17 protein-coding genes are annotated in these 13,812 nt (G+C 67.9%); all 17 read left to right on the top strand.

Annotated elements, in window-relative coordinates; all coding sequences use genetic code 11:
- The first annotated feature begins 28 nt into the window (after positions 1–28).
- A complete protein-coding gene (locus AC1EJR_RS21430; protein ID WP_477110701.1) occupies positions 29–1,159 on the top strand; it encodes an L-talarate/galactarate dehydratase in 1,131 nt (376 codons plus the stop codon).
- A 167-nt stretch (positions 1,160–1,326) separates the two neighbouring features.
- Positions 1,327–1,485: a periplasmic nitrate reductase, NapE protein gene (gene napE / locus AC1EJR_RS21425; RefSeq protein WP_092301325.1), complete on the top strand. Its 159-nt coding sequence runs from the start codon at positions 1,327–1,329 to the stop codon at positions 1,483–1,485.
- 86 nt (positions 1,486–1,571) lie between these two features.
- Positions 1,572–1,955: a chaperone NapD gene (locus AC1EJR_RS21420; protein WP_092301167.1), complete on the top strand. Its 384-nt coding sequence runs from the start codon at positions 1,572–1,574 to the stop codon at positions 1,953–1,955.
- A complete protein-coding gene (gene napA / locus AC1EJR_RS21415) occupies positions 1,927–4,422 on the top strand; it encodes a periplasmic nitrate reductase subunit alpha (RefSeq protein ID WP_477147534.1) in 2,496 nt (831 codons plus the stop codon). Before AC1EJR_RS21420 ends, napA begins: the two co-directional genes overlap by 29 nt.
- 30 nt (positions 4,423–4,452) lie before the next feature.
- Complete coding sequence (locus AC1EJR_RS21410) at positions 4,453–4,926, top strand: nitrate reductase cytochrome c-type subunit (RefSeq protein ID WP_255370982.1); 474 nt, start codon at positions 4,453–4,455, stop codon at positions 4,924–4,926.
- Between the two features lie 19 nt (positions 4,927–4,945).
- Entirely contained in the window at positions 4,946–5,536 is a 591-nt protein-coding gene (locus AC1EJR_RS21405) for a NapC/NirT family cytochrome c (protein WP_477113672.1), read from the top strand.
- A 57-nt stretch (positions 5,537–5,593) separates the two neighbouring features.
- A complete protein-coding gene (gene ccmA / locus AC1EJR_RS21400) occupies positions 5,594–6,229 on the top strand; it encodes a cytochrome c biogenesis heme-transporting ATPase CcmA (RefSeq protein WP_477147533.1) in 636 nt (211 codons plus the stop codon).
- A complete protein-coding gene (ccmB, locus tag AC1EJR_RS21395; protein ID WP_092301152.1) occupies positions 6,229–6,894 on the top strand; it encodes a heme exporter protein CcmB in 666 nt (221 codons plus the stop codon). The genes ccmA and ccmB overlap by 1 nt, the downstream gene beginning before the upstream one ends.
- A gap of 4 nt (positions 6,895–6,898) precedes the next feature.
- A complete protein-coding gene (locus AC1EJR_RS21390; RefSeq protein ID WP_477147532.1) occupies positions 6,899–7,660 on the top strand; it encodes a heme ABC transporter permease in 762 nt (253 codons plus the stop codon).
- An 18-nt stretch (positions 7,661–7,678) separates the two neighbouring features.
- Positions 7,679–7,831, top strand: coding sequence for a heme exporter protein CcmD (locus AC1EJR_RS21385; RefSeq protein ID WP_477147531.1), 153 nt, complete (start codon positions 7,679–7,681; stop codon positions 7,829–7,831).
- Positions 7,828–8,283: a cytochrome c maturation protein CcmE gene (gene ccmE / locus AC1EJR_RS21380; RefSeq protein WP_092301143.1), complete on the top strand. Its 456-nt coding sequence runs from the start codon at positions 7,828–7,830 to the stop codon at positions 8,281–8,283. The genes AC1EJR_RS21385 and ccmE overlap by 4 nt, the downstream gene beginning before the upstream one ends.
- Complete coding sequence (locus AC1EJR_RS21375) at positions 8,280–10,289, top strand: heme lyase CcmF/NrfE family subunit (protein WP_477147530.1); 2,010 nt, start codon at positions 8,280–8,282, stop codon at positions 10,287–10,289. Before ccmE ends, AC1EJR_RS21375 begins: the two co-directional genes overlap by 4 nt.
- A complete protein-coding gene (locus AC1EJR_RS21370) occupies positions 10,286–10,825 on the top strand; it encodes a DsbE family thiol:disulfide interchange protein (protein WP_092301137.1) in 540 nt (179 codons plus the stop codon). Before AC1EJR_RS21375 ends, AC1EJR_RS21370 begins: the two co-directional genes overlap by 4 nt.
- Entirely contained in the window at positions 10,818–11,831 is a 1,014-nt protein-coding gene (locus tag AC1EJR_RS21365; RefSeq protein ID WP_477113670.1) for a cytochrome c-type biogenesis protein CcmH, read from the top strand. The genes AC1EJR_RS21370 and AC1EJR_RS21365 overlap by 8 nt, the downstream gene beginning before the upstream one ends.
- 471 nt (positions 11,832–12,302) lie before the next feature.
- On the top strand, positions 12,303–12,578 hold the full coding sequence (locus tag AC1EJR_RS21360; RefSeq protein WP_477113669.1) for a phage tail assembly chaperone: 276 nt from the start codon (positions 12,303–12,305) through the stop codon (positions 12,576–12,578).
- On the top strand, positions 12,575–13,156 hold the full coding sequence (locus AC1EJR_RS21355; protein WP_477113668.1) for a DUF7338 family protein: 582 nt from the start codon (positions 12,575–12,577) through the stop codon (positions 13,154–13,156). The genes AC1EJR_RS21360 and AC1EJR_RS21355 overlap by 4 nt, the downstream gene beginning before the upstream one ends.
- The gene (locus AC1EJR_RS21350; RefSeq protein WP_477113667.1) at positions 13,143–13,811 is read left to right on the top strand and encodes a hypothetical protein; all 669 of its coding nucleotides are present in this window, start codon (positions 13,143–13,145) and stop codon (positions 13,809–13,811) included. Before AC1EJR_RS21355 ends, AC1EJR_RS21350 begins: the two co-directional genes overlap by 14 nt.
- Position 13,812: the final 1 nt, after the last annotated feature.

Below are 13,812 nucleotides of genomic sequence, written 5' to 3'. Positions count from 1 at the left end.
CGTTGTCATACTCTGAAAAGGAACCCGCATGTCTCCCGATTCGATCGCCTGGATCCGCCTCTCCACCTGCTACCTGCCGCTCGCCACTCCGATCAGCGACGCAAAGGTGCTGACCGGCCGACAGAAGCCGATGACCGAGGTGGCCATCCTGTTCGCCGAAATCCAGACCGCCGATGGCCACGCCGGGCTCGGCTTCAGCTACTCCAAGCGGGCCGGCGGCCCCGGCCAGTACGCCCACGCCTGCGAGATCGCCCCGGCCCTGCTGGGCGAGGACGCCAGCGACATCGCCAGGATCTGGGACAAGCTGTGCTGGGCCGGCGCCTCGGTGGGACGCAGCGGCCTGTCCACGCAGGCCATCGGCGCCATCGACGTGGCGCTCTGGGACCTGAAGGCGAAGCGCGCCGGCCTCTCGCTGGCCAAGCTGCTGGGCGCCCACCGGGACGCCGTGCGCTGCTACAACACCTCGGGCGGCTTCCTGCACACCCCGCTGGACCAGCTCAAGGTGAACGCGGCGGCGTCCGTCGAGCGCGGCATTGGCGGCATCAAGCTCAAGGTGGGCCAGCCAGACCGCGCCGAAGACCTGCGCCGCGTGGCCGCCGTGCGCGAGCACCTGGGCGATGCCGTGCCGCTGATGGTCGATGCCAACCAGCAGTGGGACCGCCCCACCGCGCAGCGCATGTGCCGCACCTTCGAGTCGTTCAACCTGGTCTGGATCGAGGAACCGCTGGACGCCTACGATCACGAAGGCCACGCCGCGCTGGCCACGCAGTTCGACACCCCCATCGCCACCGGCGAGATGCTGACCAGCGCCGCCGAACACTGGGACCTGATCCGCCACCGCGCCGCCGACTACCTGATGCCCGACGCGCCGCGCGTGGGCGGCATCACGCCGTTCCTGAAGGTGATGGCGCTGGCCGACCACGCCGGGCTGATGATTGCGCCGCACTTCGCCATGGAACTGCATGTGCATCTGGCGGCAGCGTATCCGCGCGAGCCGTGGGTCGAGCATTTCGACTGGCTCGAACCGCTGTTCAACGAGCGGCTGGAGATCCGCGACGGCCGCATCACCGTGCCCACGCGCCCCGGCCTGGGCGTCTCCATCAGCGAGCAGGCCCGCGCCTGGACCCGCGCGCAGACGGAGTTTGGCGCCCAGCCCTGAGCCTCGCCCCGGGGCGGTCTCTGACTTATCAGAGATCGCCCGATACACGCCCTCCGCACGACCCACACACATCACGCCGTGCCATATTGGCCCAATGCGCGCTTGACACCACCGGATGCGCTTCCTTAAATGATCCCGTCCCCACGAAATCCATGCCGGACTTTGCGATGGCTGTCGCCGACGATCCGCAGCGCAAGAAAGAAGAACTCCGGAGCTTCCTGTTCCTGACCGCCGTGATGGTGCCGGTGCTGACCGTCATCGTCGTGGCCGGGTACGGATTCATCGTCTGGATGACCCAGCTCGTCAGCGGCCCGCCCACGCATTGATTGGCATGGACCGACGTCGCCCGGTGGGGTGACGCCTGCAGTTCCTGTAGCACTGAACGACGCGGCCTGCTGCCRCAAGGACAGTCATGCCAGGTACCACGCATTCCACCCCCGAGCCGCCACTCCCCACGGCGCAGCCGGGAGACACCCGCGCAGAGAGCCCCGATGACGCCGATGCGCAGCAGTGGCACATCGCCGGCGTGCTCGTGCACACCCAGCCGGCGAGCCTCGATGCCGTGCGCGGCGCCATCGCCGGTTTGGCCGGTGCCGAGATCCACGCCGCCAGCGACGCCGGCAAGCTCGTMGTCACGCTGGAAGCCCCCACCTCACGCGCCATCGCGGCGCATCTGACGTTCCTCCATCAGCTGGACGGCGTGCTGGCGGCCACCCTGGTCTACCAGCACAACGAGGATGCGTGCGACATGGACACGGAGATTGTCGATGAAAGTCACTCGCCGGGACTTTATTAAGCAGACGGCCGTGGCCGCCACCGCCTCGGTGGGCGGCATTCCGCTGGGCGCGGACGCGGCCAACTTCGTCACGGACAGCGACCTGACCCGCCTGAAATGGGACAAGGCGCCCTGCCGCTTCTGCGGCACCGGCTGCGGCGTGACCGTGGCAGTCAAGGAAAACAAGGTGGTGGCCACCCAGGGTGACCCGCTGTGCGAGGTCAACAAGGGCCTGAACTGCGTGAAGGGCTACTTCCTGTCCAAGATCATGTACGGGCAGGACCGGCTGACCAAGCCGCTGCTGCGCATGAAAAACGGACAGTACGACAAGAACGGCGAGTTCCAGCCCGTGAGCTGGGACAAGGCGTTCGACGTGATGGCCGCCCAGTTCAAGCGCGTGCTGAAGGAGAAAGGCCCCACGGCGGTCGGCATGTTCGGCTCGGGCCAGTGGACGATCTGGGAGGGCTACGCCGCCTCCAAGCTGATGAAGGCCGGTTTCCGCACGAACAATATCGACCCGAACGCCCGTCACTGCATGGCCTCCGCCGTGGCCGGCTTCATGCGCACCTTCGGCATGGACGAGCCGATGGGCTGCTACGACGATATCGAGGTGGCCGACGCCTTCGTGCTGTGGGGCTCGAACATGGCCGAGATGCACCCGATCCTGTGGACCCGGGTGACGGACCGCCGCCTCTCCGCGCCCAAGACCCGCGTGGCGGTGCTGTCTACCTTCACCCATCGCTCCTACGAACTGGCCGACCTGCCGATCATCTTCACGCCGCAKACCGACCTGGCGATCCTGAACTACATCGCCCACTACATCATCACCAATAACAAGGTCAACAAGGACTTCGTCAACAAGCACACGGTGTTCAAGCAGGGCGTGACCGACATCGGCTACGGGCTGCGCCCGGACCACCCACTGCAGAAGAAGGCCAAGAACGCGGCCGACCCCAACGCCGCCACGCCGATCACGTTCGACGATTTCGCCAAGTTCGTGGCGAAGTACGACGTGGCCACCGTCAGCAAGCTCTCCGGCGTGCCGCGCGACAAGCTCGAACAGCTGGCCGCCCTCTACGCCGACCCGAACATCAAGGTCGTGTCTTTCTGGACCATGGGCTTCAACCAGCACACGCGCGGCAGCTGGGCCAACAACATGGTCTACAACATCCACCTGCTGACCGGCAAGATCGCCACGCCGGGCAACAGCCCGTTCTCGCTGACCGGCCAGCCCTCCGCCTGCGGCACCGCGCGCGAGGTGGGCACGTTCTCCCACCGGCTGCCGGCGGACATGCTGGTGGCCAACCCCAAGCACCGCGAGACCGCCGAACGGATCTGGAAGATCCCGGCCGGTACCATCCCCGAAAAGCCCGGCTACCACGCCGTGCTGCAGAACCGCATGCTCAAGGACGCCAAGCTCAACGCGTACTGGGTGCAGGTGAACAACAATATGCAGGCGGCGGCCAACCTGATGGAGGAAGGGCTGCCGGGCTACCGGAACCCGGAAAACTTCATCGTGGTCTCGGACGCCTACCCCACCGTGACCGCGCTCGCGGCGGACCTGATCCTGCCTGCCGCCATGTGGGTAGAGAAGGAAGGCGCCTACGGCAACGCCGAGCGGCGCACCCAGTTCTGGCATCAACTGGTCGATGCCCCCGGCGAGGCCCGTTCGGACCTGTGGCAGTTGGTGGAGTTCTCCAAGCGCTTCAAGATCGAGGAAGTCTGGCCGGCGGACCTGATCGCCAAGATGCCGGAGGTCAAGGGCAAGACGCTGTTCGATGTGCTCTACCGCAACGGCCAGGTGGACAAGTTCCCGCTCAAGGAAGTCAACCCGGACTACCACAACGATGAAGCCAAGGCGTTCGGGTTCTATATCCAGAAGGGGCTGTTCGAGGAATACGCGAGCTTCGGCCGGGGCCACGGCCACGACCTGGCCCCGTTCGACGCCTACCACGAGGCGCGCGGCCTGCGCTGGCCCGTGGTCAACGGACGCGAAACCCTGTGGCGCTACCGCGAGGGCAGCGACCCCTACGTGAAGGCCGGCACCGGCTTCCAGTTMTACGGCAACGCGGACGGCCGCGCGGTCATCTTCGCCCTGCCCTACGAGCCCGCCGCCGAGTCGCCGGACAAGGAATACCCGTTCTGGCTGGCCACCGGCCGGGTGCTGGAGCACTGGCATTCCGGCTCGATGACCCGCCGCGTGCCCGAGCTGTACCGCGCCTTCCCCAACGCCGTGGTGTTCATGCATCCCGAGGATGCCAAGGCGATGGGACTGCGGCGCGGCGTGGAGGTGGAGGTGGTGTCCCGGCGCGGGCGCATGCGCTCCCGGATCGAGACGCGCGGGCGCGACCAGCCGCCGCGCGGGCTGGTCTTCGTGCCGTGGTTCGACGCCAGCCAGCTGATCAACAAGGTGACGCTGGACGCCACCTGCCCGATCTCGCTCCAGACCGACTTCAAGAAGTGCGCGGTCAAGATCGTGAAGGTATAGGGGGGCCACGCCATGCGATCAACAGTCTGGATGGGTTGGATCCTCGCCAGCCAGTTCGTGCTGGCCGGCGCGCAGGCCCAGTCCGAGGGAAAGGGGCTGACCGACGCCATGCGCGGTCCCACGCCCATCGGCAGCGAGTCCAAACCGCCCCTGCTCTACCCCACCGAGAACAAGGACGTGCGCCGCACCCGCAACTACACCATGCAGCCGCCGACCATCCCGCACAAGATCGACGGCTACCAGCTCGACAAGGACTACAACCGCTGCATGTTCTGCCACGCGCGCACCCGCACCGAGGAGACCCAGGCGATTCCGGTCAGCATTACGCACTACATGGACCGGAATAACAACGTGCTGGCCGATGTCTCGCCCCGGCGCTACTTCTGCACCCAGTGCCACGTGCCGCAGGCCGACGCCAAGCCGCTGGTCGGCAACACGTTCACGGACGTGGAGACCATGCTGAAGAAACCGGCGGCGCCCAAGGGCACTGCAGCCAAGAAATAAGACCTGGCGGACTAGCGCGATGCTCGACCTGCTCACACGATACTGGCGCACCATCAACCGGCCCAGCGCGTATTTCAGCCTCGGCTTCCTCACGCTGGGCGGCTTCATCGCGGGCGTGGTGTTCTGGGGCGCGTTCAACACGGCGCTGGAGTTCACCAATACCGAGAAGTTCTGCACCGGCTGCCACGAAATGCGCGACAACGTGTACCAGGAGCTGCAGGGCACCATCCACTTCACCAACCGCAGCGGCGTGCGCGCCAAGTGCTCGGACTGCCACGTGCCGCACAACTGGACCGACAAGATGGCCCGCAAGATGCAGGCATCGAAGGAGGTCTGGGCCAAGATCTTCGGCACCATCGACACCCGCGAGAAGTTCCAGGCCCATCGGCTGGAGCTGGCCCAGCACGAGTGGGCGCGCTTCAAGGCCAACGACTCGCTCGAATGCCGCAACTGCCACGACTACCAGTCGATGGACTTCACGCGGCAGAGCCCGCGCGCCCAGGCCATGCACTCCACCTACCTCGCCAACAAGGAGCGGACCTGCATCGACTGCCACAAGGGCATTGCGCACCGGCTGCCTGATGTCTCCAAGGCCGAGGGCAGCGAATGACCCACGCCGCGCGCGCCCGTTCCCGCTCCCGACCCCGTTCCGGCTGAGGCCCGCCCCATGCTCGCGGCCCACCAGCTCGCCTTTGCCCGCGCCGGCCGCGCCGTGTTCCATGGCATCGACATCGACCTGGCGCCGGGGCAGGCCATCGCCCTGACCGGGCCCAATGGCAGCGGCAAATCCACGCTGCTGCGGGTGCTGGCCGGGCTGCTGGTGCCGCTGGCCGGCGCCGTGACCTGGCAAGGGCGGCCCGTGCGCGGTGGCGATCCGGACTATGGGCGATCGGTGGCCTACCTCGGCCACCACAACGGGCTCGATGCCGACATGAGCGCCACCGAGCAACTGGTCTATGCGGCGCGGCTGGCCGGCCACCGGGTCACGCCGGAGGCAGCGCGGGCGGCGCTGKCGGACGCCGGGCTCGCGCGGATGGCCGATGCGCGCCTGCGTACGCTCTCCCAGGGCCAGCGGCGGCGTATCGCGCTGGCGCGGCTGACCCTCACACCGCGCCCGCTGTGGCTGCTGGATGAGCCGCTGGCGGCGCTGGACGCCCCCGCCGCCGACCACTTCCGCACCCGCCTCGACGCCCATCTGGCCGCCGGCGGCATKGCCGTGATCGCCCTGCACGGCCCGCTGGCGCTGCCACTGGCAACGGCGCGCGGCAGGCTGCGCGGGCTCGCGCTGGAGGGCACCGCCTGATGCATGCCTTCGGCGCCACGCTCGTCCATGACCTGAAGCTGGCCTGGCGCCGGCGCGACGGCCTTGTCGCCACGCTGGTGTTCTTCGTCATCGCCGCCAGCCTGTTCCCGCTCGCCATCGGCCCCGATCCGCAGCAACTGCGCGCGCTGGCGCCCGGCATCCTGTGGGTGACGGCGCTGCTGGCGTCGATGCTGTCGCTGTCGCGCCTGTTCGCCGCCGATCATGCCGAAGGCAGCCTGGAGCAGATGCTGCTGTCCCCGGCGCCGCTGGCGCTGCTGGTGCTGGCCAAGATCTGTGCGCACTGGCTGACCAGTGGCCTGCCACTGCTGGTGCTGACGCCGGTGCTGGCGCAGCAGTATTCGCTGCCGGCCGGGGCCACGTGGATGCTGGCGGCGTCGCTGCTGATCGGCACGCCGGTGTTGAGCCTGATCGGCGCGGTGGGCGCGGCGCTGACGCTGGGCGTGCGCGGCGGCGCGGTGCTGCTGTGCATCCTCGTCCTGCCGCTCTGCGTGCCGGTGCTGGTCTTTGGCGCCGGGGCCGGCGCGGCGGCGGATGCCGGGCTCGACGTCATGCCGCAGTTGTCGCTGCTGGGCGCCTGCCTGGCACTGGCGCTGTGCCTGTGTCCGCCGGCCGCCGCTGCCGGCCTGCGCATTGCCATGGAGTGAGACGATGGGACCCTCGGCCGACTTGCCCCGCTCCGCCAGACTGCCCCAGCCCTCCCGGTCGCGCTGGCTGACCTACGCCTCCCCGGCCCGCTTCGACCCGCTGGCCCGGCGGCTGACGCCGTGGTTCGCCGTGGCGGCAGCGCTGCTTCTGATCGCCGGGCTCTACCTCKGCTTCGGCGTGGCGCCGACGGACGCCCAGCAGGGCGAGGTCTATCGCATCATCTTCATCCACGTGCCGGCAGCGTGGATGTCGATGTTCATCTACCTCGTGATGGCCAGCTACTGCGCGCTGGCGCTGGTGCTGCGCACGCGGCTCTCGTCGATGATGGCCTCCGCGCTGGCCCCCACCGGCGCGCTGTTCACCTTTATTGCGCTCTGGACCGGCGCGCTGTGGGGCCAGCCGACCTGGGGCACGTGGTGGGTCTGGGACGCCCGGCTGACCTCCGAACTGATCCTGCTGTTCCTCTACCTCGGCTTTCTCGCGCTGGAAAACGCCATCGACGACCCGCGCCGCGCCGAGCGTGCCTGCGCGGTGCTGGCGCTGGTCGGCGTGGTGAACATCCCCATCATCTATTTCTCGGTGCAGTGGTGGAACACGCTGCATCAGGGCGCGTCGGTGAGCCTGACCGCCGCGCCATCCATGGCGCACACCATGCTGGCCGGCATGCTGCTGATGACGCTGGCCTGCTGGATGTACACGATTGCCGTGGCGCTGGTGCGCGTGCGCTGCATCCTGCGCGAGCGCGCCGAGCCGCGGCTGATCTAACGAGAACCGGAGCCGATCATGCTGAACCTCCTGCTGTCTTCGCCCCATCTGGGCTATGTGGCCGGCRCCTTCGGGGTGGCGTTTGCCGCGCTGGGGCTGGAAATGATGCTGCTGGCGCGGCGCGCGCGGGCCGCGCGGCGGCTGGCGGCTGGCGACGCACCGCGCGCATGACCACCCGGCGCCGTCGCCTCGGCTGGCTGCTGGCCGCGCTGGCCTGCGCCGGCGTGGCCACGGCACTCGTGCTCAACGCGTTCCGGGGCAACCTCGTCTTCTTCTTCAGCCCGACGCAGGTGGCCGCGCAGGAAGCCCCGGCCGGCCGGGCGTTCCGGCTGGGGGGGCTGGTCGAGACCGGCTCGCTGCGCCGCGAGGGCGACGGCATGACCATCCGCTTTATCGTCACGGACACCATGCGACAGGTGCCCGTGGTCTATCGCGGCCTGCTGCCGGACCTGTTTCGAGAAGGCAAAGGCGTGGTGGCGCGTGGCCAGTTGCGCGACGGCGTGTTCCAGGCCACCGAAGTGCTGGCCAAGCACGACGAGAACTACATGCCGCCCGAGGCCGCCGAGGCCCTGAAGCAGGCCGCCCAGACCAAGGCACGCATCCCGGAGACCACGCCACGATGATCGTCGAACTCGGTCACTTCGCCCTGATCCTCGCGCTGTTCGTCGCCGTGATGCAGGCGGTGCTGCCGATTGCCGGCGCCGCGCGGGGTCCCGGCGGCGACGCCACGCTGATGGCCGTGGCCCGCCCCGCCGCCGTCGCCCAGGCGCTGCTGGTGATGGCAGCCTACGGCGCGCTGACGCTGGCCTTCCTCGACAACGATTTCAGCGTGCGCTACGTGGCGGCCAACTCGAATACCGCGCTGCCGGCGATTTATCGCGCGGCGGCGGTCTGGGGCGGGCACGAGGGCTCCATGCTGCTGTGGACACTGATGCTGGCGCTCTGGACGCTGGCCGTGGCGCGCTTCAGCCGCGGCCTGCCGCCGGCGCTGCGGGCCCGCGTGATCGGTGTGCTGGGCGCCATCAGCGTGGGCTTCCTGCTGTTCCTGCTGTTCGCCTCCAACCCGTTCATCCGCCTGCTGCCGCCGGCCATGGAGGGGCGCGACCTGAACCCGCTGCTGCAGGACCCCGGCATGGTGTTCCATCCGCCCCAGCTCTATATGGGCTATGTGGGCTTTGCCGTGGTCTTCGCCTTCGCGGTGGCTGCGCTGCTGGGCGGGCGGCTGGACGCCGCCTGGGCGCGCTGGGCGCGGCCGTGGACCACGCTGGCGTGGAGCTTCCTGACCATCGGCATCCTGCTCGGCAGCGCCTGGGCCTACTACGAGCTGGGCTGGGGCGGCTGGTGGTTCTGGGACCCGGTGGAGAATGCCTCGTTGATGCCCTGGCTGGCCGGCACGGCGCTGATGCACTCGCTGGCCGTCACCGAGAAGCGCGGCGCCTTCCGCGCGTGGACCGCGCTGCTCGCCATCTTCACGTTCTCGCTGAGCCTGCTCGGCACCTTCCTGGTCCGATCGGGCGTGCTGACCTCCGTACACGCCTTCGCCGTGGACCCGACGCGCGGCGTGTTCATCCTCGCCCTGCTCGGCGCCATCACGGGCGGCGCGCTGGCGCTCTATGCCTGGCGTGCGCCGCGGGTGTCGGTGCGCGCGGCCTTCGCGGCGGTCTCGCGCGAATCCTTCCTGCTCGCCAACAACGTGCTGCTGGCCGTGGCGGCGGCCACGGTGCTGCTCGGCACGCTCTACCCGCTGCTGCTGGACGTGCTCGGCCTCGGCAAGATCTCGGTGGGGCCGGCCTATTTCGAACAGGTCTTCGTGCCGCTGATGGCGCCGGCCGTGCTGCTGATGGGCGTGGCCCCGCTGGTGCGCTGGCGCCACGCCGCCCTGCCCGACCTGGCCGCGCGGCTGCGCTGGGCCGCCATCGGCAGCCTGCTGGTGGCCCTGGCGCTGCTGGCGACGCTGCGCACGGCCTCCGCGCTGACCGGGCTCGGGCTGTGGCTGGCTACCTGGTGCGTGGCCAGCGGGCTGACCAGCCTCGCCAGCCGGCTGCGCCATCGTGGCCGATCGGCGCTGCGGCAGTTGCCGGCCGGGTATTACGGGATGCTGCTCGCGCATGTCGGCGTGGGCGTGTTTATCGCCGGGGTGACGCTGGTGAAAAGCCAGGAAAGCCTGCGCGAGTTGCCGATGCGCGCCGGCGAGGTGGTCAGCGTGGGCGGCTACACGTTCCGCTTCGAGGGCGTGGCGCCGGTGCGCGGCCCGAACTACGCGGCGTTCCGCGCCAAGCTGGTGGCCAGCCGCGACGGGCAGACGGTGGCCACGCTGGCGCCGGAACGGCGCGTGTACCRCAGCCAGGACATGCCGACCACCGAGGCCGCCATCGATAATGGCTTTACCCGCGACCTCTATGTGGCGATCGGCGAACAGGTGGCCGACGGCCAGTGGGCGGTACGGCTCCACGTGAAGCCGTTCGTCGGCTGGATCTGGGGTGGCTGCGTGCTGATGGCGCTCGGTGGTCTGCTGGCGGCTTGCGACCGGCGTTATCGACGTCGGACGGCCGAGGTGGAAGCGGAGGCCGCGCCCCCGGCCCCGCGCCCCGCCGTGCCGCTGGCCACCACCCGGGAGCCGCTGCGATGACGCGCTTTCTGCTGCCGCTGGCCGTCTTCCTCGCCCTGGCCGCCGCGCTGGCCGCCGGGCTGCGGCACGATCCGCGCGAACTCCCATCGGCCATGGTCGGCAAGCCCGCGCCAGCGTTGCAGTTGCCGCTGCTGAAGGCTTCCAGCGATGTACGCGCCACATCCGACCTGAAAGGCAAGGTGTGGATGCTGAACGTGTGGGCGTCGTGGTGCACCGCGTGCCGCGTCGAACATCCCGTGCTGACCGACTTCGCCGGGAAGTCCGAGGTGCCGCTGGTCGGCCTGAACTACAAGGACCAGCCCGACGCCGCGCGCGACTGGCTGCGGCGCATGGGCGATCCGTACGTGGCGTCGCTGGTGGACGCGGATGGCAAGGCCGGCATCGACCTGGGTGTGTATGGCGTGCCGGAAACCTATGTCATCGACCGAGCCGGGGTGGTGCGCTATCGACAGGTGGGGCCGGTCACGCCGCAGGTGCTGGAGCAGAAGATCCTGCCGCTGCTGCGCACGCTGGAACGGGAGCCCGGCCATGCGTAGAGTCGCGCTCGCCTGCCTGCTCTGGATGGCGTGCGCCGCCCACGGCGCCGAAGACGCCGCCAAACTGGACGCCCGCGTGCATGCGCTGGCGGAACAGCTGCGCTGTCTGGTCTGCCAGAACCAGACGCTGGCCGATTCCAACGCCGACCTCGCGGTGGACCTGCGCGCCCAGATCCGGGAGCAGCTACGCAGCGGCGCGAGCGAGACCGCCGTGAAGGACTTCCTCGTGCAGCGCTATGGCGACTTCGTGCTCTACGACCCGCCGGTGCGACCATTGACGTGGCTGCTGTGGTTCGGGCCGGCGCTGCTGGTGCTCGGCACTGCGGTGGTTGTGGTGCGGGCGCGGCGGCGGCATCGGGCGGTGTTCCGGCCTCGTACTGATCGGCCAGAATCGTTCGATAGTGGTCCGCCGCCGGGACGGTCCCGTTGGGTGGTCGCCGCCTCGCTGGCCCTGCTGCCAGGCGGGGCGATGCTGCTCTACCTCCACCTCGGCAACCCCGGCATGGTCCGCGCGGCGTGGGCCAGTGCGCCGGCCACGCTGCCGACTGGCGATGGGCATACGGTCGACATGCAGCAAATCGACGCCATGGTGTCCCGGCTGGCCCTGCGCCTGCGGCAGGAGCCGGGCGATGCCAACGGCTGGTACATGCTGGCGAGGTCTTATACGGCGCTGGAACGGTTTGACGACGCGGCGGCGGCCTACGCGAAGGCCGTGGTGCTGGTGCCGGATGCGGCGGCGCTGCGGGCCGACTATGCCGATGCGCTGGCCAGCGCGGCTGGGGGGCAGCTGGAGGGGGCGCCGATGGAGCAGGTGCGGGCGGCGCTGGCGCTGGATGGGGAGGAGCCCAAGGCGCTGGCCCTGGCGGGGACGGATGCGGCTGAGCGGGGGGCGCTGCCTGAGGCGATTGGGTATTGGGAGCGGTTGTATCGGTTGCTGCCGGCGGATTCTGAGACGGCTCGGAGGGTTAGGGGGAATTTGGAGGCGGCTCGGGGGGCGTTGAAGTAAGCGGTGTTGGCTATTGTGCCCAACGGCATGTTTCACATCGCCCTTCGGGCGCTGCGACTCACTTTTCTTTGTCTCGCCAAAGAAAAGTAAGCAAAAGAAAGGCGACCCCGCTGCGGCTAAAAGACTCCTTACGATTTTGTAAAAACGCGGCGGGGCGCGAACTCGCTCGGCCTGCGGCCTCACTCAAACCGCGCGCCCCTCCTGTCCGCGTTTTTACAAAATCGTAAGGCGCCGCAGAGGGGATACACACCTTCAGGCCTCGCTTCGCATCGGGGTTGCTCGCGGATGAGGCAGGAAAGACCCCACAGCCGTCTCCGCGAACGAAGCCGATGCGAAGCGAGGCGAGTAGGTGTGCGGGGCCGTCTGCGGCGCTCGCGTAAATTGTTAAAACGCGGATACAAGGAAATCGATGTTTGAGTGAGGCCGTAGGCCGAGCGAGTTTCGATTTGTGGGGTAGCGGAAGGCAAGGTCATGGCCCTGGCCGCAGACGGCAAGGCACAACTGCTTCCGCCGCCGGCTCCCTCGCTGGACGCTCTCGCCAATGCAGCGCGAATAGAGCGAGACGCAGCGCTTACCGCGTCGGACTTCATGGTCCTCCGCCATCGAGATGAGCTGGAAGAAGGCATCCCTACGACGCTATCGGCGGACGAGTACCAAGCCTTGATCAAATATCGCGGCCAGTTGCGTAACGTCCCCGAGCAGGCTGGCTTCCCAACCGAAATCGACTGGCCGGAGATGCCCTCATGATGCTTTTCCGATTCGCTGGGCTTTACGTGCTCGACCTGCTGGCCAACCTGGTCGGGTACTGCCTTAACTGGTTGTTTCCATTGTTCGCCCAGCGTGATGGAAACCTCCCGCAGTGCCTCCGATGGTTCCAGACGCACGATGCCACGCTCGATGGCGTGGGACTGGACGGAAGCATCGAGCCACGCTTCGTGGCGAGTACCGCATGGCTACGGACGAAGGATGGCAAGCCCCGCAACCCGCTGTGTCAGTACTTGTGTCGGGTCGCTTGGCTGTATCGGAACAACGCGTATGGATTCGCGGTCGACGTGCTCGGCGCGGTGGGACCGTTCGTCGCTATCGGCGCAGGCATGGAGTTGGCCGCGCCTGCAGCCCAGGCCGTGCCAGGCAACCGGCTTCCAGCCCAAAGTGGCTGGCGCCTTGAGCTCTATCGCGGCTCGAATGGCCGAATGTACTTCCACTTCTGGCTGGTCAAGGACCGGCTCAACGGGAAGTGCCACGAGGCGAACATCGGATGGAAGACCTTTTCCCGGCCGGGGCATAATCCCTCCTTCAATAGGAGAGAAAATGTCCCTCGATAATCAAAAGCCGCCATCCGACGAAGATGTCAAGCACTGGATCAATCGCAGGGGCGATAGCTTTGACAACAATTTCAATGCTATTCGCGACGTCAGTGCGAAGGTTGGCGATGAAGCCCTCCGTTTCGTCGGGTTAGCCCAGCTCGGCGGCATTGCGGGGTGTCTCGGTTTTATTGGAGCACTGAAGCACGGAAGCAGCCCCATCATCTATGCGATCGTCGCATATGTCATTGGAGTTGTTTTCCTGTTGCTTTCGCACCTTTTCCGCTATCAAAGCCTGGTTAACTCAGGACGGTTCGTAATGCGGCAAGCTGCTGAGTTTGCGCGCAAGCCTACCGTCGAGGTCAGTCAGCGTCTGGACGGCGAAGCGGAGGCAAGAGACGCCGCATTCTTTGACTGGTCTGCCCACGCCGCGATTGCGTCTGCGCTTATGTTCGTGATTGGATGCGGGTTCGCGATCATGGGGGCCCTTCAAGTGCGCGACCTTCCTTCCGGTCCCTCACCAACTGCGCTCACGGGTACCCTTGATGCAGCAAAGGCGGCAGCACACGCCTTAAGGCCCCGACCTGGGCCCATTTCAGATCCGCTTCAGCCGCCACCGCAATCAGCGCCCGGTGTTCTAAAGGAAGCGAATGACGCCGATCCACAGCGAAAGTAGG

It is taken from the genome of Cupriavidus sp. 05T42, from assembly GCF_056396345.1.
The sequence above is the reverse complement of the archived record's forward strand: the minus strand, read 5'-3'. Positions and strand labels throughout refer to the sequence as shown.